A 23127-nucleotide genomic window follows, 5' to 3' on the forward strand; every position below is an offset into this window, starting at 1 on the left:
ATGAGCCGTCATTGGCTCACCTCATCTGTTCGACATCCGGGAGCCGGCTCGACTCCAAAAGCGGTCGCCTGAGGGCGACTCCAGGCAAATGCGTCATTCTCTTATTCGATCCTGGGAAGCCTACTTCGCGTGATGCAACGCATTAGCAACGACGACGAACGCCGGAGTCGGCTGGCGGCGGCTGGGATAGTACAGATGGAAGCCAGAGAACGACGGACGACCCATATCGCTACCTCACCTGGCTCTTCCAGCGCGTCCCACTGGCGAAGACCGTCGACGACTACGACGCGCTGTTGCCGTGGAAGATGCCCGTCGATTTCCGCTGACCCTTCTCCCTACCACACAATTTACGCCTCAGAGTACCTCTGCGTGGCGTCGTTCGTGGACCGCATACGAACAGGTGACTCGTTAAAACGACCCGCCGTTATCCTCGTCGTTCTCAATCTGAGGATCATTGCTGTCGCGGTAAATTGCGAATTGAGGCTCACCTGCCGCGAGCGGCTGACTCCATGCGAGTCAGCCGCAGCGCCCAAGTGCTTACTTACACCCAAGCGACTGGAATGCGGCCGTCGTCGTGTACGAAATGGTGGGTAGATACGGACCTATAACAGTGGCTTCATCTCCCGGGGTTTTGGTGTTCTGGATGGCGTTTGAGAAATCCGCGCTAGCTAGCATGTTGCGCATGATCAAGAAACCGTCGTCTGTATGGCCCATCCCATCGCCGGCGTCCGACCACGCGATGAAACCGCGCCCGCACGCCGCCGTCGCGTTTGACGGCCGGTCGGCAGAGCGGCTCACAACGATCGTGTAGTTTCCGTTTGAGTCGACAGGAATCTGTTCGTCATACAGACAGACAGTTCCCTTCTGGCTGTAGAACTCGTTTGTGCAGATCGACCAGTAACGCACCTGTCCAGTTGTCATGGTGGGGGCGTTATTGAACGTTTTCGGCGCATTGGGCACACGCCCCTGCAGAACAACAACTGCGCCGAAAGCACGATTGAGCAAGGCGGTAACGTACGCATTATCGAGGTTGGCGAAGAAAGAAACCTGGCGAACCGGATTGCCGCCGCATTTGCCTAGAAACATACACTGCAAGCCGTATTGGGTGTTGTACTGAGTCATCCAGACACCGGGATTAAAGGCCGGGAAGCCGGCCGGTTTGCCCGTCTGGTCGCGCAGAGACGTATAGGTTGCGGCTGGTATCAACGGCGAAGCAACCACGGTCTGCGACGGCGAGAGTGCATTGCACGCGTTTGCACCGGTGAGCACCGTGCCGTCCGCCTGCTGTACCTCCAACTCTGGAAGTCCAACGCCGCCCGTGGCATCGGCGCCTTTGTCCGGGACATAGACCCGATACCATACAGTGATTGTCTGGCCATAGTCGCTATCCGCATACAGCGTATTGGGCGCAGGAGTTCCGGCCTCGGACGTCGGTACTACCTCGACCGTAAAGTTGCGATTTGTCGCGTACCGGGCAGCGCCTCCAATGAACGGATTCGTTGAACCAGCATCAGGCGCTATCTGGTAGTCAGTCAACGCGACGGCCGGCGAATTGTCGGTTCGGTAGCTATTAAAGGAAACATACCGCGAATAGGTGAACTGCCCTTTCAGAAACACGCGTGCTCCTGATGGTATCTTGAACTGGGCAGCCCAGTATTGTGCACCGGCATCCGGATAGGCTTCGTTGACGTCCGTCGGCGCGGTGCCAACCGGTCCTTGCCACAAGCAGGTGGACATTGCGTGCGACGCGGAAAAGCTGGCGGGAAGCGGATGTGCGGCATCGACACTATCGCCACCGCAACCTGACAGCAAGACGGTGCTGACCAGTATCGATCCACTAAGTACAACTGATTTTATCAGTGAAGATGCAGATGTTGTTTTTTCCATAGATTCTTGTCTCCCAGTTTGTTGTGCTAACTCCCGCTTTATCCGCGCTTGCTGCTGAAACGGATGCCACCCTCGATATAGTCGAGTAGATACCGGTCAAGCCGGTCGATACTTGTCGTTTCCAATGGCCAATAGGCCTCGAGTCCGACGTCGACGACCACATTCAGCGCGGTATTGAACGCAAACAGCGCTTTGACGCCAGCAGCCTCGCGCCCGTTTTCTGGCACTGCGCGAAACACCAGATCGTTCACGCGTTCCGCCACGCTGCGCCACTCGCGCGCAATTATTTCCTTTCCGCGCGGGCCGGACCCACCGATCATCCGGGCGAGAAACTGCAGACCGGCCATGCCATCGGGCGAGCTCGAGATGTGAACGATTGGACGCACGATTGCTTCCACCACGATCGGCAGCGAAATCGGTTCGCTCTCTTCAGTTCCGGTTCGCGCGGCGTCGAGCAAAGTGCGCACACCGTCAAGGTACCGGTTGAGCGAATGCTGGATGGCGGCATCCACAAGGCCCCACATATCGCCGAAATAGTGATACACGGCGTTCTGGCTGCTTACCCCAGCGGCCTTGTTGAGCGTGCGAATGGACACCCCTTCAATACCGTGGTGCGCAAACAGTGGAATCGCCTCTTGCACCAGGCGGGCTTTCGGGCCGGCTTCCGGGTCAGCGCGCTGAGCGCGTGCGTCTTGTTTCGTCGTCATCCAAGGTCGATAAGGTGCGTGTCAGGGGGCAGTCTGGTACGTTTGTACGGGTACGATCGTACCAACAGCGACTATTCTTGACGCCAGGTACTTTCCCGATGGCGTGTTCGCCACGGATTTTGGGCCGCCGAGCGGCATTATTGAAGCAAAGCGCATTAACCGGGAGTCGAAGTGAGGGAACTGTCGAAAACTGACGCTGGAGATTTCCCGCGAAGTTAAATAACCGGTATCGTCTTAATCGAAAACGGCTTCACGAACTTGTCCGGGCACCCGCGGCACATAAAGCGCAATGTCCACGCCCGTTGCCCGTCGATGATGAAAGGCATGTCCGGCACGCTCATGCGACGCAACAGAACGATGACTACTGTCTGGAGCTTGAATGAATCGCCTTCCGCAAGTCTGGTCCTGTCTCACTATTTCCCTTGCGTTGTCAAGCACGTACGCGCTTGCAGCACCACCGACGTACAAGATGACCACGCCAATCCCGCCGGAAATCACCACACCCGACCGCGTTGAAACGCGGATTGGACAACTCGATTTTATCGACGGTGTGCCCACGCCGGAGACAGCGCAGAAGGTCTATGACAACCTCGACTTCACGCGCGGTGTCGAGGCGTTTCTCAACGGCATCCCCGGGGCGTCTCTCGTCGCGCTTCGAGCTGGCTTGAGGGAAGCCGGCGCAGTAGGCAACACGATCGGGGTGTTCGCGTCCCTGATGGACTCGAAATCGTTGTTTCTGACGGCAAACACCGAGACAGTCTATTTCTGGAACTGGATGGATTTGAAGGACGGTCCAGTTGTGGTCGAAACGCCTCCTAATATTCTGGGCGTCGTCGACGATTTCTGGTTCCGTTATGTCACTGACCTGGGCAATGCGGGGCCAGATAAGGGCAAGGGAGGCAAGTTCCTATTCGTGCCGCCCGGCTACAAAGGCGAATTGCCAAAGAGTGGCTATTACATCATCAAGTCTCCGACCTTCGGCAATCTGCTATTTGGCAGAGCGTTCATGAAGAACGGCGATCCGGGTCCCGGCGTTGCCAGCCTGAAGGCACATCTACGTGTCTACCCGTTATCGCAAGCAAGCGCGCCCATGCCGACCAATTTTGTGAATCTTTCTGGCCGCGTGATGAACACGGTTCACGCCAACAACATCAAGTTCTACGACGAGGTTAACCAGATCATTCAGGAGGAGCCGGCGGGCGCATATGGTCCCGACATGACCGGACTCTTTGCCTCGATCGGAATGGAGAAGGGTAAAGCCTTTGCACCGGACGCGAGAATGACGAAGATTCTCATGGATGCCGTAGCCGTAGGTAACGCAACCGCACGCGCGATCGACTTTTCGAATCGCGACAAAGCGGTGCTGATCTATCCGGATCGCCACTGGAACACACCGTTCGTTGGCGGAAGTTATGAGTGGTTGAACCATGGCGCGCGCAACTTCGATGCGCGGACAATGTTCTTCTATGCAGCAACCGTTGATACCCCCGCAATGGCCGTTGCGATGCCGGGCATCGGCTCGCAATATGCCGCCGCCAATTTTGACGCAGCGGGCAAGCCGTTCGACGGAGGCAGGGACTACACCCTTCGCGTCCCCCCGAACGTGCCGGCGAAGGATTTCTGGTCCGTCGTCCTTTATGACACCCAGACGCGGTCCATGCTGCAAACCGACCAGCAGTTTCCAAGTTTATCCAGTGAAAAAGGACTCCTGAAAAACTCGGACGGTTCAGTGGATTTGTATTTCGGTCCGAAAGCGCCGACCGGCAAAGAGAGCAATTGGGTTCAAACCATTCCAGGAAAAAGCTGGCTAACAATTTTCCGGCTTTATGGTCCGCTCGGTCCGTGGTTTGACAAGAGCTGGAAGCTCAACGACATCACCGAGACTTCGTATTAAGTTGGAAGGGGCGACTTGCTAAAGATTGCGAGTCGCCGCCATCGCTGCATGACGGCTCGATCCCAATAGACAAACAGACTATTCATGAAAAATGCACTGATTACCGCCTGCGTTGCGGGCGTTGTTCTCGCGGCTGTTGGCACTGCTCTGTCACAAACCGTCGCGGCTCAGCCATCAGGCGCGACGGTTCCAGTTACCGTGGACAACTTTGTTCGCGCGGAATCAGACATGTATGTCGTTGCATTGGCAAAACAGGGGGGGCTGGGAAAGCTGCTCCATCGCCGGGAGCCCGCATCGATCGAGCATCAGACTGTCATCAGGCTGAATCGTGACACGCTCTACTCGTCCGGTGTCTTCGACCTCGATGCCGGGCCAGTGACGATCAAGATGCCTGATCCAGGCAAGCGCTTCATGGCGATGCAGATCATCAACGAGGATCACTATGTACCGAACGTATTCTACGGTGGGGGAACGCATACCCTTACCCGAGAGAATGTAGGTACGCGTTACGTCGTCGTCGCAATACGAACGCTTGTCGATCCGAATAGCCCGGACGACGTCAAGCAGGTCCACACCCTTCAGGACGCGATCACGGTCAGCCAGAACGCGCCGGGCAAGCTGGAGATGCCCAACTGGGATGCTGCGAGCCAGAAGAAGGTTCGCGACGCGCTTCTGGTTCTTGCTTCCACGATTCCGGATTTCAAGCGAGCGTTCGGCACCAAGGAGGAGGTCGACCCTGTACGACGCTTGGTCGGCGCTCCGGCAGCATGGGGCGGCAACCCGGACAAGGACGCAACCTACCTCAACTTCACGCCGGCAAAGAACGACGGAAAGACCGTCTATCGGCTCTCGGTCAGGGACGTTCCCGTCGATGCCTTCTGGTCGGTGAGCGTCTACAACGCCAAAGGGTACTTTGAGAAAAACCCGGCAAACGCGTACTCGATCAACAACCTCACCGCGAAGAAAGGTAGCGACGGTTCGATTACGATGCAGTTTGGTGGCTGCGATGGACAGGTGGCCAATTGCCTGCCCGTTGTCGCCGGCTGGAACTACACGGTGCGACTGTACCGCCCACGCGCCGAAATTCTCAGCGGCGCCTGGACTTTTCCAGAGCCTCAGCCGGTCAATTGATCTAGCTAGGTGACCGCGGTGGCGGAGCGCATTCGGTTTAGACGCAAAAAGGCAGCGGCCGTACCCGTGCTCAACTTGCGCCGGCGGGTTCGTCCCGTCCGCAAGCCGTCAAATGAATAGTCTGTCGTTCGGTCGTGAGATTGGTGGCGGTGAGACCTCGCAACCGACGCATTGACTTCTCAGGATCTATCAGCCAGAACGCGGCAACGCTCGCTGCAAGAAGGATGGACCCAAGAATCAGGAAGAGCGTGATCTCGAAGAAGAACTTCAGTCCGGTGATGGCGGCATTCAGCGACACGGGCGAGATGCCGTGGTCGACCAGATGCAGCTTGTAGCGCCGCAGGTCCTCGACGGTGGCGGTGTCGGGCGGGCGCCCGAGGATAGCGGCGAACTGACGGACCACGCGGACATAGCCGGCCTGCGTCTGCGGTGCGAGCTTGCGCATGCGCATGTCGTCGATCATGTGCTGGCGCAGCGGACTGATATCCTGGCTGGTGTGAGTCATGGCTCTGCTCCTGTTGAGGAACGAGGCGGATTGCCTCGTACCCAACATGGAAACAGAGTCGGTTTCCTCTCACCTGCCACCAGAGCTCAACCGGAGCCCCATTACCGCGCGAGCGGTTTCGTCCACCGGACTAAACTTGCCTCCTAACGTCGCGTTCGTGTATCCGGATTGCGCGCATACCATCGTGCCATCGGCCCGCACCTTTTTCGCAACACGAACGCTATCTCACATCAACAAGTTTCGCGGCCAGGCAGCCACGCTGGCCACGATAGCGTTCGGCCACCAACGAGGTTTTCTTCCGGTCGAATCGTCCCTAATTTGCGCGTAACATAGGGACGCTGACCGGACCTCGACACCCGTTTTGGAGACGCCTACATGCGACTTGCTGACTTTATCTCGCGAGACATGGAGCCGATTCTGGCGCAATGGGAGGCGTTCGCCGCCACCCTTCTGCCGGCGGCGGCAAACATGGAATCGTTGGCGCTGCGCGACCACGCGCAGCAGATTCTTCTCGCCGTGGCAAAGGACTTGCAGACTTCGCAAACCAGGGAAGCACAACGCGAAAAATCAATGGGGCGAGGGCCCACTCTGATCGACGCCACCGAAACAGCCGCGCAAGCCCACGCCCTTCTGAGAGCGAGGGCCGGCTTCAACATCAACCAGCTTGCCGCCGAATATCGCGCACTGCGCGCAAGCGTGCTTCGCTTATGGATCGACCATTGCGAGCCGGAAGCGGCTGATCTGGACGACATCATTCGCTTTAACGAAGCAATTGATCAGGTACTTGCCGAATCGGTCACATTTTTCAGTGCACAGATCGACCAGAACCGTAACCTTCTGCTTGGCATGCTGGGGCACGACATGCGCAGCCCTCTGCAGGCGATTCAGGTGACCGCGTCGTGTCTGGCAGCACTGAACGCCGGGGAGCAAATATCGGAAGCCGCCGGCCGCCTGATACGTAGCGGGGCCCGAATGCAGGCGTTGCTTGACGATTTGAGCGATTTCAATCGGACCAGACTGGGCTTGGGCATCAACGTCATACCAACCAGTGTCAATCTCGCGGACGTGCTTGCCGACGAGCTGGACGAGTTGCGCGCGGTTCATCCTGACAGGCAGATTGAGCTGCACGTGAGTGGCAATTCACAGGGGGTCTGGGACGGCCACCGCCTGCAACAATTGATCGGAAATCTTGTACTCAATGCCATTAAGTACGGGGCACAAGACACTCCAGTGCACGTGACAGTGACTGGCGACGTAGCACTTGTTCGTATCGACGTCAGCAACCGCGGACCTGCGATCGATCGCGCCACGCTGGCGCGCATTTTTGATCCCTTGATGCGGGGTCCGGACCATCAGAGCAAAGACGACAGGGCGGATGGCCTCGGACTGGGACTCTATATTGCAAGCGAAATCGCCAAGGCCCACCACGGTGCGATCGAAGCGCGGTCCGGCGAGACAGAGACCTCCTTTTCAGTGTCACTCCCACGTGCGGAGGACGCGGGACGAGGGGCTGGATAATGGACCCGATGAAAAGGCAATATCGACCTGAATCACTTGGCGGAGAGTCTTGAACGCTACCGTACAGACGTTCCCTCTGTGCCGTGAGACGCTGTCGCTTCCTACGTGCATCCGGCAATCGCGAGTCGCCCGAGCGGGTTTGCGGACCCGTTGCAGTTGGCAGAGCCTGCCCGGTCCTTGTTAGGAGCGGGCGCCAAACACCACTGGATTTCTCGGGCTGACCGCGATCCGGAAGTCAAAAGAGGAAGCACCATGTCGGCGCAGAGAATCTCCTACCGGCGGTATCTGGATATTTCCTGTAAGCGTCGCTCAGCCGTGGTCGATCGAGATATGAACCGCCCTCGCCGGCGAGCCGCCATCGCTTTTTCAGACAACGTTCCGCTGACCCACGGCCATTTCGACCTGTCGCAGAGCAGGGTCGAAATTTTGTTGACGATTGCGCACGAGCTGTTCAATCGTTTGACACCACTGCGACTCGCGGTTCAAACCCTCCGCACGGCATCTCCGGATCAGCCAGAGATACTCGGGGCGATTGACACGATTGACCGGGAGATTGGCAGGATCGCGAGCCTTGCAGAGGATTTGATGGGCCACGTCTTTTCAGGCGAAAGGTCTGCCGACGTAAACGCATTACGCCATGGCTGAAAGTCGGGGCAACGCGCAGCGACATTCTTACCGTTTGTTCGACGCGCTCAACACGGCTTCGTTACGTGATCCTGTCAAGACGACGCCTACGCATGCCGTGCGGTGCGGACCAGATGCCTGGGAGCGAGACACATGACGAACGAACATCGTGCCAAAGAGAATCACTTGCTCAGCGTTCTTCCCGACGCAGAATGGGCGCGTCTGGCAGCGCACCTGGTCCCAGTCAATATGCCCCTGGGGCAGGTTGTGTATGAGTCTGACGCAAACGTGGAGAACGTCTATTTTCCGAGGACGGCAGTTGTATCGATGCTGCACCTGATGCATGACGGAACGCCCGCAGAAATTGCGATCGTGGGTAACGAAGGACTCGTTGGGATCGCGCTTTTTATGGGTGGAGAGACGATGCCAAACAGGGCTATCGTGCAAAGCGCCGGGCAGGCATATCGCCTGGATGCCCGAATCCTGAAGGAGGAATTCGACCGAGCTGGCCCGGTGCAGCGGCTATTGCTACGCTATACCCAGGCATTGATCACGCAGATGGCCCAGACGGTCGTTTGCAACCAGCATCACTCGATGGACCAGCAAATGTGCAGATGGCTGCTGCTCAGTGTCGACCGCCTACCGCTGGACGAACAGAAAATGACGGTCGAACTGATTGCGAACATGCTTGGGATCCCAAGGGCCGGCATGACCGAAGTGGCAATGAAGCTGCAGGATGCCGGGTTGGTACGATGCAGCGGTAATCACGTTGAGGTGCTGGATCGGCCGGGACTCGAAAAGCGCGCGTGCGAATGCTATGGCGTGGTGAAACGGGAGTTCGACCGACTGTTGCCCGATATGCAGGCGATATAAAGGTTCTGGCCTGGTTCGCCTGATATTGGCGTTACTCGCTGTGGTCTGTCGCTGGGCGCCGATCGTTCGAGCGAGTATCCAGAGTGGCCGAGCCGCAGAGCGTCGCATTTTGATCTGCGAGCGTCTCATACTAGCGTGAGATCGGACGACCGTGACCGTAGGCTGGCCGGCTGAAGTGGGTCGACTTCTGCCCTATGCGGATCGATCAACCGCGGAGCACTACGCCGGTCCAACGTCAGACCGGGTTCGTTAAGGTTTATTCGACGCCTGCCGACATGCGCGGAGGCAGGCACATCCTTGCGGCCGATGGCAGGCATCGAATAAACCTTAACGCACGGAGACTTTCGTTAGTGGGCGACGGTCCGACCTACTTATGTGCACCGAGGCTCGGCCCGATGTCGTTCACGACTCGCGCTGCTCAGGCCGCCATTCGATGCTCGTAGTAAGGTCTATGACGGTCGTCCAGAATCGCGTACTGTGCCGCGAGATTGTTGGGCTCGGGGCAAAGCCAGGCGTCGATATTCTCCGGCTTGATCGGGATGATGCAGCGGTCATGGCCTGCAGCGGCAATCTCCGGCGGCGGCTCATCGGTGATCGCAGCAAAGGAGAGCAGATCAGGCTCGCCGGGGCTTTGCCAGTGCGACCACAGGCAGGCGACGAGCATGTCCTGAGCGGGCTGCGGCTTGAACTCGAGGACCACGTTTTCCTCCAGTTCGCCTTCAGCGAGCTCGCGCCCTTCCAGGCGATGTCGTTTCACGTTTTCATAGAAGGCATTCGCGACGATAAGACCATGCGAATACCCAAAAACTCCCCTCCAGAAGCCTTCGAGGTTGTCGAGCCTGGCATTGTATAGGCCAGGATACTTCGTGTCGTAGAACGCAGGCTTGCCAGCCGGGCGGCAGCGGTATCGCATCGACTTTATGACACGCTTGCCGTCTTCCATGATCATCATCGGAGCATAGTTGCCGGGGAAAATTCGCGAGTCGCGGTCTTTCAGTTCGGTGCGCCGGAGATCGTCGAGCCCGCGCAGCGTCGACTCGATCTTGCTGGTTGCGATTCGTTTGCTTTCGGTGGCCGCCTTCGTCGTTTTGCGCTGAAGGGTGCGTTCCGCGTCGGCGAGTCGCGCGCGCTGTTTGAACAATTCCTGCGCGAGTCTGGTTGACTGCCCGCCATTGAACCTTTCGATCGCTTCCTTGATCCGCCGTTCCTCGTCGCTCTGGGGGACCGAGAACTCGGCGTCCATCGCTTTCGGAATTTTCACGTTGCTGCCCTCGGCGCGTTCCCAGTACAGCTGCGCGAACTCCCGGATGCTCATGTGCGCGCCAAACATCCTGACGTACTTGCGGTAGTCCGCCTGGATCTGGGCTGAATAGCACATGGTTGCTCTCCCTGAAGAAAGGTGCGCCATTATGGTACGCCGGTTCCTAATGGAAGTTTCGCGTTGACGTGACAAGTGCGCCGAGCAAATGTGACATGTCGACCAGCCGCTGTGCAACCAGGTGTCGTACTTCCCCCTGGCATTGCCACGTACCATAGACGGCGAGAAGTGACGCACCCAGCGCTTCCTGTCGCTGTTTTTCTAGCAGACCCGGCCACACGATCACGTTCACGTTGCCGGTCTCGTCCTCGAGCGTCACAAACATCACACCCTTGGCGGTGCCCGGACGCTGACGTACGGTGACGAGCCCGCAGCCCCGAGCAAGCCGCCCATCGCGATAGGCGCGCAGCGTTGACGCCGGCATCAGCCTGTTGGCGAGTAGTTGCGGCCTGAGCAGCTCAAGTGGGTGCCGGCCAAGCGTCAGGCCCACTGAGCGGTAATCAGCAACGATGTTGTTTGCCTCGGTTGGCGCACCGAGCGCTGGCGTCTCGTCCTGAACGGCTGCTGTCGCGAGCATGTCCTTGTCTGGAACCGCCGCGACGGATTGCCAGAGCGCTTCACGGCGATTACCGGCGAGGGAGGCGAGGGCATTGGCATCGGCCAGCACGTGAAGATCCTTGCGATCCAGTTGCGCGCGGCGGGCCAGGTCGTTGACGCTTTCAAATGGCCGAACCGCGCGCGCGTTCTCGATGCGGTCCGCAGCGCCGTCTTTCATGCCTCGCAGTAGTGACATGCCGAGCCGGACGGCGGGTCTTCCGGCGTCTGGCAGATTCACCAGTGCAGAGTCCCAGCCACTGATTCTCACGTCGACGGGCAGGACTTTGACACCGTGGCGTTGTGCGTCCTGCACGAGCTGCGACGGCGAGTAGAAACCCATCGGCTGTGAATTCAGCATGGCCGCCAGAAACGCTTCCGGCTCGTGGCACTTCAACCAGCTGCTTGCGTACACAAGCAGGGCAAAACTGGCCGCATGACTCTCCGGAAAACCGTATTCACCAAAGCCCTTGATCTGTTCGAAGATGGATTCGGCGAAGGCGAGGGTATAGCCGCGCTCCTGCATGCCATGAACGATTCGATCGTAATATTTTTCCAGTCCGCCTTTACGTTTCCATGCGGCCATCGCGCGGCGCAGCTGGTCGGCTTCGCCAGCGGTAAAGCCGGCTGCCAGAATCGCGACCTGCATGACCTGCTCCTGAAAGATCGGAACGCCAAGGGTTCGTCCCAGTGCGGTTTTCAGCGCGTCGCTCGGGTAGGAGACCGGCTCGAAACCCTGGCGCCGCTGCAGGTAGGGATGCACGGCGCCGCCCTGAATCGGACCTGGGCGGACGATCGCCACCTCAATCACGAGGTCGTAGAACGTCCGGGGCTGCATCCGCGGCAGCATGCTCATCTGGGCACGCGATTCGATCTGGAACACACCGACTGTGTCTGCCGCCGAAATCATCTCGTAGGTCTGCGGGTCCTCCGCAGGGATGTCCTGCATTTCGAAACGCTCGCCGCGCTGCTCCGACACAATATCAAGCGCGCGCCGGATGGCCGAGAGCATGCCGAGTGCAAGGACGTCGATTTTCAGCAGACCGAGCGCTTCGAGGTCGTCCTTGTCCCACTCGATGACAGAGCGGTCCTCCATTGCAGCATTCTCGACAGGCACGAGACGCGTCAGCTTGCCGCGACTGATAACAAAGCCACCCGAGTGCTGGGAGAGGTGCCGCGGGAAGCCAAGCAATTGCGATGCGAGCTTCGCCCACGCCTGAATAAGCGGCTTTTCCGGGTCGAAGCCTGATTCCCTGAATCGCACAAGCAGATCCTGACTCGTATCAAACCAGTGATGTGACTTTGCAACGACGTCAACGATCTGGGGATCAACGCCGAGCGCCTTACCAGTTTCACGCAGCGCACCACGCGGTCGATAGGTTGAGACCGCCGCCGCAATTGCTGCGCGGTCGCGGCCGTACTTTCGATAGATGTACTGGATGACTTCTTCGCGCCGCTGATGCTCAAAGTCGACATCGATGTCCGGCGGCTCGCCACGCTCCTTCGAGATGAAGCGCTCAAAAAGCATGTTGCCGCGAGCCGGGTCCACCTCGGTGACGCCGAGGCAATAGCAGACGGCAGAGTTAGCCGCGGAGCCGCGCCCCTGGCAGAGGATGCTCTGGCTACGTGCAAAGCGCACGATGTCGTACACCGTGAGGAAGTACGGTTCGTATTGCAGGTCCGCTATCAGCTCAAGCTCATGCTCAATCTGTTCCTGCACCTTGTGCGGAATACCCGACGGAAAGCGTCGTTGTGCGCCAATGTACGTTTCCTGCCGCAGATAGGCGGCAGGGGTGAAGCCGGTTGGAACGAGTTCGTCCGGATACTCGTAGCGCAGTTCATCCAGTGAAAAAGTGCAACGGCCTGCAATATCAACCGTTGCGGCAAGTGCGTCGTCGGGGTAAAGGTTAGCGAGCCGCAATCTGGAACGCAGGTGCTGCTCGGCATTCTGTGTCAGGTCATAGCCGCACTCATGCACCGGCCTGCGAACGCGGATCGCGGTCATGGTGTCCTGCAGCGGCTTTCGCGAGCGCACATGCATGACGACGTTGCCGAGCGCGACAACCGGGACGTCCTGATTCCGCGCGACAAATTCAACCGAACCCCGATGGATGTCGTCCATCGCACGCTGGTGCAGCACAAGTCCCACCCAGGCGCGACCCGTGAACGTGTCATCGAGCCATTCAACCTGTGCCGCCAGCACGTCTTCTTTCGCCGGAAAGTCCGGTACGAGAATGGCCAGGCAGTCGGGCAGGCCGCGCAGGTGCCGGTTCTCCCTGTCGGGCCGCGACAGGTCCTGCGGCGTCAGGCGGTACTCACCCTTCGGAGCGCGCGTACGGGCCAGCGTAATCAGTTCGGACAGGTTGCCGTATCCCTCGCGAATTCTGGCAAGGAGAATCAGCCCGAACGCGGGTGATCCGTCAGCGTTCACCAGACGGAAGTAAGACCCAACGATAAACGGCAGCTTTGCGTCCTTTGCTGCAACGTGTGCGCGCACGACGCCTGCCAGCGAGCACTCGTCGGTCACGGCCAGCGCTGAATAGCCCAATTGCTCCGCGCGCTCAGCCAGTTCTTCCGCATGCGAGGCGCCGTGCAGAAAAGTGAAGTTGGAAAAGCAGAACAGCTCGGCATACGCCGGCAGGGTGGAAAACGTGGAGTCCATGCCTTGTCATCCGAACAGGCCATGCAGGAACCACCGCTGGTCTTCTTCCGCGTTCCGACTGCTGACGCGCTCGCGGTATATCCAGAAGCAGCTCTGGTCTTCGCCTTGGGCGACGAAGTAGTCGCGCGTCACCAGTTCGCCATCAAACCACCCGGCCTCGATGCGCTCGCCCGGAGACACCATGCGCAGCGGTGAGCCGTAAAACGGCCGGTGTTTGCGCATGAGCAGACGCACCGGCTTTTCCAGAAGCCATGTGGGTCGCGGAAATCCTTCGGGCAAGACGGTGCTTTTCGACGCACTTGCGACAGGCACCCATCGATTGGCAATTTCAGGTCGGTAATCCGCGGTTGGCGCAGGCCGGAGTACGTTTTCTTCACCGAGTCGTGCAACCAGCAATTCGACAAGACGGGCGTGGTCCTCGACCGAGCCGCCGGGCTCCGGAAAGAGTGTGTCAGATGCAGGCACTGCAGGTTGCACGTTGGACGCATCGAGCCGCAATGCAATGACCGGCGCAGTCAGCTCGATCCGTCCAAGGCGCTCCTTGAGGAGGCGCATCAGGTGGTCCTCACGCCACGTTGGCTCGCCGAGCGCAATCTCGATTGGGGTCGGCTCAATTGCCTGCCTGCCGCGCTCGTGCTCCAGCAGGAGGGTCGCGCCTGTTAGGGCCAGCTGTTTTGCACACAGCCAGCCACATAGCTGGACGACGAGACGATGCGCGCCAAAGAGCGCTGCTTCCGCATGCTCGATGCGGTCGGGCATTTCAATGCGGGCGGAGAACGTCGGGGGCAGTTCCAGCCAGTCAAAGAGTTCGGGTGCCGTGCCGAAGGCCCGGTCCAGCGAATCAAGGAGGTGTTCGCCGCAACGGCGCTGCAGTCCGGCGCGCGGCAACCGTCGTACATCGGCGATCGTTTCGCAGCCCAGTCCCACGAACCAGTCAGCGAACGCTCGAACCTCTGGCACCGACAGCAATGGCAATGCGGATAGTTGCCGCTCGAGTGATTCCATCTTGAGTACGCGCCGGTTCCGGTGTTTCGCGAGCAGCCATGCGCCTTGACCTGTGGGTGCGGCACTTATCCGTGCGGTCAGTCCTATTGCATCGAGTATCGCTTTGGCCTGACGGCACACCGCAAGCAGACCGCCGAACAGACGCAGGCTCGCACCGATGTCGACCACCACGACGGCCTCGTCGAGCAAGGCGACATCTGGCGAGAACATCATGAGTGCGATCGCCACTTCCCGCTGCGCTTCGTATTCACGGCCCGGATCGCGTTCGTACATCTCCACTTCCGGCGCGAGCGTCAGCACACCGCCGCGTTTCATTCCAACCCGCACGCCCGCTGACCTGGCAACCCCGTCTGCGATGAGCACCTTGCCGCTGTCCAGGACCACGCAGCCGTGCGCAGCTTCAGGCAGCCACCGTGGCCGGAAGACCTCGAGCTGCAACCGGGGCAAGTGGACGGCGAGAAATACGCGCATGGTGCGAAAACAGAACAGGGGTTGGTTGAAGTGGGATCGACAGAGGTTCCGCGCGTGCTGGACCTCGTCGCTTCGCAATATCGACGGTCAGACCGTCGCGTTCTGGCCTGAGCGCCAGTCGTAAAACGGCAGGGGACGCATCCTGCGCGGCCGCTAGCGGGCGAACCATGAAAAAAAGCGTCTCCGAAGACTGCGCGGCCAGATGCAGCCGCCGCAGCGAAGACGTCTGGACGTACTGCGTCCAGAACAGGAGCGCACCGCAGCTTCCGGCACGCAGGATCTGCTCGGCTGACCACAATGCGTCGGCCGTCTTTGCGGCGCGAATCTGCAGCAGCTGTTCCGGGGAAAGACCGATGTACTCCAGACCGAGGCCGTTCGGAACGTGTGGCGGCTGAACCATCGCAACGGGCCGTTTGCCCAGTGCGCTGAGCGCAGGGCGAAGCAACCGCATCTCCCCCACGCCGGCCTGCTGGACCAGCAGGTCGATGAGCACGCCGATCGGCCATCCACCGCCGGGCAGCTCTGCTGAAAGCGCCGCGTAACCGGTATCGACCGTCCTGCCGCGGCCGCGCGCAAGCTGCGACGCCCGCCACAGCGACGGGTGTATTGCTTCCGGGACGGGTGGCGGGACGGTCATTGAATGCGCAAAAACCTGTATGTATGTACAGTATCCTACACGGAAATTCGTAGCGGCGATCAGGTACTTTTTTTGGGAGAGGCCAGATGGATATACGCGTTCGCAAGCCGGTCAGCCATCCGATGCCGGAAATTGAGGCGTTTGTTGCAGACATGAAAGCGGTGTTCGGCGAGCGGGAAATCGATGAAGCCATTCGCCGTAGCAAGGCGGGAGAACCGACGTTTTACGCGTGCGAAAATGGCCGTACTGCTGGCACCCCTACGCCCGCGCAAACCAACGTCTGGCATGTTGACGGGGCGGTGCGCAACCGTCATTACTGTGCTGGCTGCGACGGTTCATGTGTGGGCACCGCGAAATCGTGCCGGGCGTGAACGGCAAGAGAGTGTACGGAGACGATATGTTTCGATTTTTGAGTGTGGGCGCAATGCTGCTTGCCGCTGCTTCGACCGGAGTCGCAGGTGAACACTACGTGGAAATCTGGAACCCGCCTGAAGCACGCATGCAGCCGACGGGGAACGGCAAGCCGAAACCAGGCAAGGTTGCAGCTCTCCCACGTCATATGTCCAACGCTACACCGCGCCGGGTCGCCGATCCGGTAGCGAAGTCCCTGGCAAATAAACGCATTGGGAATGGTCCCAGGAAAGCTGCGGTGCCGAGGGCGACGGACCTTCCCCGAATAATGACACCCGAAGGCAACGTGCTCCGGGTGCGCGATGGAGGAGCGTTGGCCGAGGTAGTTCGATAACGAGAAAAAGTTAGTCGGAGAAGGAACCCATCTCGGAGTCGCCAACCGTCCCTGCGCTCCTGTTCCGCCCAGAACTTCCGTTTCTTTTGACAGATGGGTTACGCCACAAGCGCCCACGCCGAATCGGGATAGTCGTACTTTTCATGCATTCTCCCGGGTTCAAGGGGCGCGGCGATCCCACTCAAAATGCCTCCACATTTTCAACCCGCCGGTTGCAATCGGCCGCTGGTATAGTTTGCGCTCCACGTCCCTCCTTTCCGTTCATGCGCGTCGGTCGACCTGTCAAACCGTTGCCGCAGCCAGTCTGTGACTATTGCGCCGTCAAGGCCGTGCTGGTTCGGGCTGGTGAGGAGGCATATCCGTATCGAGACAATCACGGTCCACTCTGGCTATGTGCGTCGTGCGAGGCGTGGATCGGCGTGTTCTCGCGCAGCAGGCGTAACGTGCCACTCGGACGCCTGGCCAATGCCGAACTGCGGGACTGGAAGGCAAAGCTGCATGACGCGCTTGAGCCGCTCGCGGTCGCGAAGGTGCGCCGCGATGGCTGCAATCTCTTCGAAGCGCGCGCCAGAGGGATGAACTGGCTGGCTGGCGAGATGGCGCTTGAGGGCAAGTACGGCAACATTCACCAACTGGACCTCGATCAGTGCAAAACGGCGATCGGCCTCATCGAACAGTTCAGACGCCTGCGAGCAATGACTGCGTCATCGCGAAGAGATGACATCAACGGTGATCCGGGAGCCCGCGACGACAATTAATGCGTGACATCGAGGAACACTTGGCAGCATCGTTTGACGAAGCGCTAGAGGCGGTTGTTCCTGTCGCAGAGCCAACTCCTTTTGATAGGACGGGGCTCCGATCTCGAGAAGTTGGAACGGGTCGGAGGCAATATCGATACCGTCGATCTCCTGGCATTCAACCAGGGCCCCCCAGAACTCGAGCGGGAGGTCTGCAAGCGCATATCAGAGTTCGAGGCGGCCCAAATCACAGACGGCGATGATGATGCTCACGAGCAACCGTACGGCGATCGTGATCGTCATGGTGCTCGGCCCGAAATTAGTCGACTGCATCGCGGACATCATGTAGCGGCGCGCGAAAAAAATGGCCGGCCAATATCAATATATATCGGGCTATCTCGCGCGTAAGGGGGAAAAGTATGGAGACGACCGATAGCACACGTGACCCCATTTAGCGCTGGCCACCCGCAGGTTAAGCGCCCGCGCTGCGTTCAGAAGCGGTTCATTCCGTAGGAGAGCTTCGGAAAGCATTGAGCGTCCGTTCATCCGGAAATGGAGGCCGCAGTGACGATTAAGCAATGTATCACCTCATGCTCGTATGCGAGTCGCATAAGAATAATTGCCTTGCATGTAACGTTTTGTAAAACCCGTCCCATTCGATCCGTTAGACGATTTAAGGTTTTCGGATGGACATGTACGAACACGACGCGATTGACCTGTTCCGGACAACGTTTGAAACGCTGAGTCCGCGCTGGCAGTTGTCTCACGATAGCAATGCTCTCGAACTGAGCCCGATTACCGGGCCGGTCGCAGCAGTTATTACGCTTTCATCCAAGCAGGCCGCACAGATTCGCGCACTTGACGGGGTCACCTCGACCGTGACTGTCGACGCGCTGCTGTTAGAAAAGAGGTTTCGCTTGCACCTGGTCGGACGGAAAGTCGATCGGACCAGGTGGGCCGGAACGGCCTCTCCGAGCATTAATGCCGAAGCCATTGCGGGGGATCTGGCGCGCGGGCTGTCATTTGCAGAGACAGTCCTGTCGGAAGTCAATTCGCTTGTTGTGATTCTGAATCGCGATGGCACTATTCAACGGTTCAACCGGTTCGCCGAAGAGCTTTCCGGCCTCAAGGAAGCTGACGTAATAGGAAAAAATGCGTGGGACCTGTTCATGTCCGACGAGGATGGAAGTGAGTCCCGTCAGAACATAGAAAGGTTTTTCCAGCGCGGCGAGGCGTATGAGGTTGAACGGACGGTAAAAACGATCCGGGGTCCGCGGCTGTTCCAATTCCGCAACAAGTTTGCCCGAACAAGTGAGCATCCTGATGACACGTTTTTGATTTGTTCAGGCATCGACATCACTGAAGAACGGCGGGCGCGCGATCGCCTGGCGGAGCTGGCTAACACGGATACGCTGACTGGCTTGCGGAACCGGAATTACCTGATGGACCGCCTGAATGCTCTAACGATGACTCAGCAAAGCATTGAACGGCTTGCGCTTCTCTTCATTGACCTTGACAACTTCAAGCGAGTCAACGACTCCCTTGGACATAAGGATGGTGATCAGCTACTCAAACAGGTAGCAAACCGCCTGCAGCGCGTCGCCCATGGTGAGCAGGAGGTGATTCGGGTTAGCGGCGACGAATTCGTGATCGTCGTTAGCGGTGACTTTGCCCGCTTCACTGCGCAGGAACTGGCAAACCGTGTCGTAGAAGACTTCGAGCTCGCTTATGTGCTGCGCGCGAATAGCTATCGGATGCGGGGCAGCATTGGAGTGGTCGAGCACGTGAGGCACGGAGACAGCGCATTCGATCTTCTGACCCGTGCTGACCTCGCGATGTATGCCGCCAAAGCGGTTGGTAAGGGCAAGGATATCAGCGCGTGTCATGTCTATACGCCCGAACTGTCCGAACGCGCTGAGCGCGGACTGGAGTTCTATCAGGCGCTGCAGTACGGGTTTCTCAGGAAGGAATTCGCGCTGGATTATCGAGACTGCTACACCGTCGGCGGAACGGCACGCGGCCTTCTTGCATCGGTGCAGTGGAATCGGGACGGTGCGCCTCCACTGGAAGGGCGCGAGCTTTTCTCAATGGTCGAGTCGTCGGGCTTCGGCGTCCAGCTCGGTGAGTTCCAGCTGACCGAGGCGTGCCGGCAGCTGCGCGAATGGCGTGCCGCAGGACAGGGTGTTCAGCACGTCACCCTGAACGTACCCTACGCGCAGCTCGTTGACGGCGATCTCACTGGCTGTGTATCCGAATGCTTACGTGAGCACGCGGTGGAACCATCGACCTTGCGGCTGATCGTTCAGACCCGTCTGGATCAGGCCGCAGCGCATGTTCTCGACAAGCTGGAGACGATACGCTCTACCGGTGTGCAGATTCTTGCCGCGCTCACGGCCGATTCTGCGTTCCCGAATTTGTCGAAGCTGCCTATCGATGGCCTTTGCATCGACGAAGAGCTTGTGGACCGCGTACCTTCTGAACCGGTTTCCAGGGCGCTCGTTAAAGGCATAGTCGGCGTCTGTACCGAGATGGAGTTGAGCGTCTTGGTTCATGGTGTGGACCGTCAGGAGCAGTTCACGTGGCTCACACAGTTTCCCGGCGCTGAAGTGCAAGGTCGTTTCGTTACCGATGCCTTTTCCGCGACGAGTTCATCGGTGTAGAGGTATGCGGCGATGCAGGAGAAAGTGATCGAGGTGGCTACACCCGCGACACTGCATGAAGATGAACATCACATTTTCAACGAGTGCGTGGAGCTGAGTCTGTCGCAGGACTGCATCCTGACACGAAGGTTGATCCGCAGTGACGGCGCGTCGTTCAGCCAGATTGTCGCGATAGATAGCGTGGACGTTCTGTCGGATTTTGTGACGGCTGATCCATATGAGACCCGCCTGCAGGAGAGTTACGACCGCATCCGGCAGAAGTGCGTCGCAGCGACGGAGGGTGATCGCCCGAGACAGGTCGAAACTGGCGACCCTGTAAGATTAATCGGCGAGCTTTCAATGTGCGCGACGGAAGGTGCGCTGCTGTCCAAGGTGCGGACAATCATTGCTGGTATGGGCGGAATGCAGTTCATTTACCAATGGATCCGTTTTGACGGTGCTACTCCCGCCACGGGCGATCCCGTAGAGACCCGTTACCTCGTTGGTTGCAGGCCTGGCTGGACGCAACAGTACATCGCAAGGCTGTGGTACATGAACGATCCCTGCGTGATGTACGCCAGAACGAATGTTGCACCTGCGCTTATGTCGCACGTGAATGTGCATCGCGTCGATCACTGGCTGGTGACAGAGGCGCGCATGCACGGTTTTGCGAGCGGGATCGTTGTCCCGGCGCACATCCATGGCCATGGTCTGGTCGGGCTGCTGCATGTGAGCAATTCAGTCCGGGCGCCCGCTGGCGAAGGCGTGCTGTGGGACAACCGGGTGCTGTTCCGCGCCATGTCGTCGGAACTCCTGGACTGGCGCGTGTCCCAGGTGCGCCAGAATGCGCTGGCGAAGTACGAGCTCAGCGAACAGGAGACACAGATCCTGCGGATGCTGCGCGATGGCGCAAGCGCATCCCATGTCGCCGATCAATTGGGAATGTCCAAACATACAGTCTATAAAACGATCTACCAGCGGATCACCAGAAAAACGGGCGCAACGAGAATTACAGATGCCGTCGAAAAGGCGGCCGCCCACGGTCTGCTTGACTGAATCTGTTGTCGCGATCCACTGACTCTCGACCGCCACCAATATTCAGGATGACTGAATATATCGCTGTACATACTAATTCGATGGCTTGAATTCGCCATTGCCTCTGCGCCATAGTGTCACTAGCGTTCCAGTGCGATGCGCGAACCACCGCGTAATGAAATAGTCAGGAAAGGAGGTCGATTGCTTTCTGCGCGACGAGCGGATCGACCTGACCCGTTTCGGAGGCGGTTTGATAAACCAGTGCGACAAGCTTCGCTTTTTTTTCAACAGCAACCGAATGATCAACGTTCGAAAGGGCCGTTTCGACAGCGGTGAATACGTTGCGTAGCAGTTCTTCATTGACTGTCCCATATCGGGGGCCTCTTTTGCCCGTAACGATGTAAAGCACATCGAGATTGTTGGTGGCAAGGATAGACAGGTAGCCAGCATCAGGTAGTCGAACGCTTTTCTCGTAAGAAAACTGGGTTTTTCGGCTCACGCCTGTGAGGTCGCAAATTTGGCCTTGCGACAGCCCGAGGCGCTCCCGCTCTTCAAGCAGGCGGGATCCGATTGAATGGGTCATAAATGGGGTTTTAGTTGCAAACGGGTACAAAATGACCCATACTGGGTCATATACGATTAATTCGCTCAGTATACGGGCCGTCGCATGGCACTGAAAACCCTGCAGGATGTCCGGGCAGACTTCGATCGCAACGGGATATCCATTTCGAGCTGGGCCGTCAAACACGGAATCCCCCGCAACATCGTTAACGGCGTGTTGCAGGGAAGGCTAAAGGGCAAGCGCGGTCAAGCGCACAACGCGGCAGTCTTGCTGGGACTGAAAGACGGTGTTGTAAATCGTGAGGAGGCGCGCGAGCCAGATCTTTGCGAGGTACCGCCAGCCAAGGAAGGGTAGGTGAGGGGGTAGGAGCGGTCAGCGTCGATGTTGCGAGCATTGGCGCCGACCTGACCAGTTGTTGGAACCTGAGAGGTCGACAATGGCTCAAGCCATTATATCGTTCGGGCACAGCCGGCGACATAACGTGGGCGAAGGGAGAAGTCATGCTTGATTTCAACTCCCTGGCCCAGCAATGCGCGCCGAACGTCCACCCCACGACGCTTCAGGCGGTCGTGAGGACTGAATCCGGCTTCAACCCGTACGCGATCGGCGTTGTTGGTGGCCACCTTGTTCGGCAGCCGCATGATCGTGCTGAAGCCGTGGCAACGGCAAAGGCGCTCGAAGCGCAAGGCATCAACTTCAGCATGGGTCTTGGACAGGTCAACAAAGCCAATCTCGCCCGCTACGGACTGACCTACGAAACAGCTTTCGATCCGTGCGAAAACCTGCGCGCGGGCAGCGCAATCCTGAATGACTGCTATCAGCGGGCGACCGTAGCAATGGGGCAGGGCACACCCGCATTGCGTGCTGCGATCAGCTGTTACTACAGCGGTAATTTCACGCGCGGCAAGGCAGCCGACGCCGACGGCACCAGTTACGTTCAGCGAGTGGTTGCCAACGCCCAGACGGCGGCAGGTCCAAGCAATGTCGTTCCTGCGATTCCTGTTGTGATGGACAGTCAGTCCGACAGCCCAGCACGCGCAGCAGCGCCTGATGCCAAAGCATCTTCCGCGCACCGTAGCGGCTCCAAACAACGGCTGGACGCCCCGCACCCGTCGTGGGACGCATTCGGCGATTCTGCCTGCGATGACAATTGCAACTGATCTGAGCCGCGACGACGCGGCCTGATCTCAACCACCGGAAAGGAGAAGCCATGCATCGCAATACAAAAGTCAAGATCATGAAATCAGTACAACTGAAAGGTGATGCATATCGCATAACGGCGCAGCGAATCTTGACCCGCGCGCGCCAGACGGTGGCATTGGGCATCGCAATCGGTCCCGAACTCGCATTTGCGGGTGGAGGGCTGGACTCAGCAACGCAGGGCGCGACCACCTTCAAGATCTGGCTCTATTCGTTCCTCGGCGTCGTCGCGGCCTGCGTGCTGATGTGGAAAGGGGCGGAGTGCTGGGCCGATCGCGCGCACTGGAGCGAGTTTGTGACGATGTGCGGCAAGGTGGCGGCGGTGGGCTCGGTGGTCGGCGTGCTCGCACCTTATCTGTGGAACATGTTCAGCTGAGCACGCC

Annotated in this window: 19 protein-coding genes and 2 pseudogenes; 13 read left to right on the forward strand and 8 right to left on the reverse strand. The window is 58.8% G+C overall.

The genetic code is table 11. The features are described from left to right. Positions 1-218: 218 nt before the first annotated feature. Positions 219-326: pseudogene (locus PQR53_RS36450) on the forward strand (transposase domain-containing protein); the annotation flags it as partial. 211 nt (positions 327-537) lie between these two features. On the opposite strand, the gene PQR53_RS36455 reads toward PQR53_RS36450, so the two are convergent. Both PQR53_RS36455 and PQR53_RS36460 read right to left on the reverse strand, forming a co-directional pair. After that, positions 538-1887: a hypothetical protein gene (locus PQR53_RS36455; protein ID WP_408465080.1), complete on the reverse strand. Its 1350-nt coding sequence runs from the start codon at positions 1885-1887 to the stop codon at positions 538-540. A gap of 38 nt (positions 1888-1925) precedes the next feature. Then, positions 1926-2594 (reverse strand): TetR family transcriptional regulator, encoded by a 669-nt coding sequence (locus PQR53_RS36460; protein WP_408465082.1) that lies wholly within the window; start codon positions 2592-2594, stop codon positions 1926-1928. Positions 2595-2973: 379 nt separating this feature from the next. Between PQR53_RS36460 and PQR53_RS36465 the strand changes: the two genes are divergently transcribed. Further along, positions 2974-4488, forward strand: coding sequence for a DUF1254 domain-containing protein (locus PQR53_RS36465; RefSeq protein WP_408465084.1), 1515 nt, complete (start codon positions 2974-2976; stop codon positions 4486-4488). Between the two features lie 84 nt (positions 4489-4572). Next, positions 4573-5619, forward strand: a complete 1047-nt coding sequence (locus PQR53_RS36470) for a DUF1254 domain-containing protein (protein ID WP_408465086.1) — start codon at positions 4573-4575, stop codon at positions 5617-5619. A 244-nt stretch (positions 5620-5863) separates the two neighbouring features. Here PQR53_RS36470 and PQR53_RS36475 read toward each other — a convergent pair. Continuing rightward, positions 5864-6124: pseudogene (locus PQR53_RS36475) on the reverse strand (phage integrase N-terminal SAM-like domain-containing protein); the annotation flags it as partial. A gap of 375 nt (positions 6125-6499) precedes the next feature. On the opposite strand from PQR53_RS36475, the gene PQR53_RS36480 reads away from it, so the two are divergent. From PQR53_RS36480 to PQR53_RS36490, 3 genes are all read left to right on the forward strand, one after another. Continuing rightward, complete coding sequence (locus PQR53_RS36480) at positions 6500-7642, forward strand: ATP-binding protein (RefSeq protein ID WP_408465088.1); 1143 nt, start codon at positions 6500-6502, stop codon at positions 7640-7642. A gap of 252 nt (positions 7643-7894) precedes the next feature. Then, positions 7895-8287, forward strand: coding sequence for a hypothetical protein (locus tag PQR53_RS36485; protein ID WP_408465090.1), 393 nt, complete (start codon positions 7895-7897; stop codon positions 8285-8287). Between the two features lie 132 nt (positions 8288-8419). Then, on the forward strand, positions 8420-9139 hold the full coding sequence (locus tag PQR53_RS36490; RefSeq protein WP_408348931.1) for a Crp/Fnr family transcriptional regulator: 720 nt from the start codon (positions 8420-8422) through the stop codon (positions 9137-9139). 418 nt (positions 9140-9557) lie between these two features. On the opposite strand, the gene PQR53_RS36495 is transcribed toward PQR53_RS36490, so the two are convergent. Genes PQR53_RS36495 through imuA form a run of 4 tightly spaced genes read right to left on the reverse strand, consistent with a single transcriptional unit; the run spans position 9558 to position 15826 of the window. Further along, entirely contained in the window at positions 9558-10517 is a 960-nt protein-coding gene (locus PQR53_RS36495; RefSeq protein ID WP_408465156.1) for an SOS response-associated peptidase family protein, read from the reverse strand. 46 nt (positions 10518-10563) lie between these two features. Next, the gene (locus PQR53_RS36500; RefSeq protein ID WP_408465092.1) at positions 10564-13713 is read right to left on the reverse strand and encodes an error-prone DNA polymerase; all 3150 of its coding nucleotides are present in this window, start codon (positions 13711-13713) and stop codon (positions 10564-10566) included. A gap of 6 nt (positions 13714-13719) precedes the next feature. Continuing rightward, complete coding sequence (locus PQR53_RS36505; RefSeq protein ID WP_408465094.1) at positions 13720-15189, reverse strand: Y-family DNA polymerase; 1470 nt, start codon at positions 15187-15189, stop codon at positions 13720-13722. Then, positions 15119-15826 carry a translesion DNA synthesis-associated protein ImuA gene (imuA, locus tag PQR53_RS36510; RefSeq protein WP_408465096.1) on the reverse strand — a complete coding sequence of 236 codons (708 nt, stop codon included), beginning with the start codon at positions 15824-15826 and terminating at the stop codon, positions 15119-15121. The genes PQR53_RS36505 and imuA overlap by 71 nt, the downstream gene beginning before the upstream one ends. A gap of 86 nt (positions 15827-15912) precedes the next feature. On the opposite strand from imuA, the gene PQR53_RS36515 reads away from it, so the two are divergent. The 4 genes from PQR53_RS36515 (at position 15913) to PQR53_RS36530 (ending at position 21003) form a co-directional block, all read left to right on the forward strand. After that, complete coding sequence (locus tag PQR53_RS36515; protein ID WP_408375243.1) at positions 15913-16197, forward strand: hypothetical protein; 285 nt, start codon at positions 15913-15915, stop codon at positions 16195-16197. A gap of 637 nt (positions 16198-16834) precedes the next feature. Further along, positions 16835-17329, forward strand: a complete 495-nt coding sequence (locus tag PQR53_RS36520) for a zinc-finger-containing protein (protein ID WP_408375284.1) — start codon at positions 16835-16837, stop codon at positions 17327-17329. Positions 17330-18000: 671 nt separating this feature from the next. Next, a complete protein-coding gene (locus PQR53_RS36525; protein ID WP_408465098.1) occupies positions 18001-19968 on the forward strand; it encodes a diguanylate cyclase domain-containing protein in 1968 nt (655 codons plus the stop codon). 12 nt (positions 19969-19980) lie between these two features. Next, the gene (locus tag PQR53_RS36530; protein ID WP_408465100.1) at positions 19981-21003 is read left to right on the forward strand and encodes a helix-turn-helix transcriptional regulator; all 1023 of its coding nucleotides are present in this window, start codon (positions 19981-19983) and stop codon (positions 21001-21003) included. A 163-nt stretch (positions 21004-21166) separates the two neighbouring features. Here the strand turns inward: PQR53_RS36530 and PQR53_RS36535 are convergent, their stop codons facing one another. Further along, the gene (locus tag PQR53_RS36535; protein ID WP_408320138.1) at positions 21167-21565 is read right to left on the reverse strand and encodes a helix-turn-helix transcriptional regulator; all 399 of its coding nucleotides are present in this window, start codon (positions 21563-21565) and stop codon (positions 21167-21169) included. Between the two features lie 84 nt (positions 21566-21649). Here PQR53_RS36535 and PQR53_RS36540 point away from each other — a divergent pair, with 84 nt between their 5' ends. From PQR53_RS36540 to PQR53_RS36550, 3 genes are all read left to right on the forward strand, one after another. Continuing rightward, on the forward strand, positions 21650-21898 hold the full coding sequence (locus PQR53_RS36540; RefSeq protein ID WP_408465102.1) for a DNA-binding protein: 249 nt from the start codon (positions 21650-21652) through the stop codon (positions 21896-21898). Positions 21899-22044: 146 nt separating this feature from the next. Then, positions 22045-22704 (forward strand): lytic transglycosylase domain-containing protein, encoded by a 660-nt coding sequence (locus PQR53_RS36545; RefSeq protein ID WP_408465104.1) that lies wholly within the window; start codon positions 22045-22047, stop codon positions 22702-22704. 50 nt (positions 22705-22754) lie between these two features. Continuing rightward, complete coding sequence (locus tag PQR53_RS36550; protein ID WP_408465106.1) at positions 22755-23120, forward strand: hypothetical protein; 366 nt, start codon at positions 22755-22757, stop codon at positions 23118-23120. The last annotated feature ends 7 nt before the right edge of the window (positions 23121-23127 follow it).

It is taken from the genome of Paraburkholderia fungorum (assembly GCF_046027605.1).
In the GTDB taxonomy this organism is placed as follows: Bacteria; Pseudomonadota; Gammaproteobacteria; order Burkholderiales; family Burkholderiaceae; genus Paraburkholderia; species Paraburkholderia fungorum_F.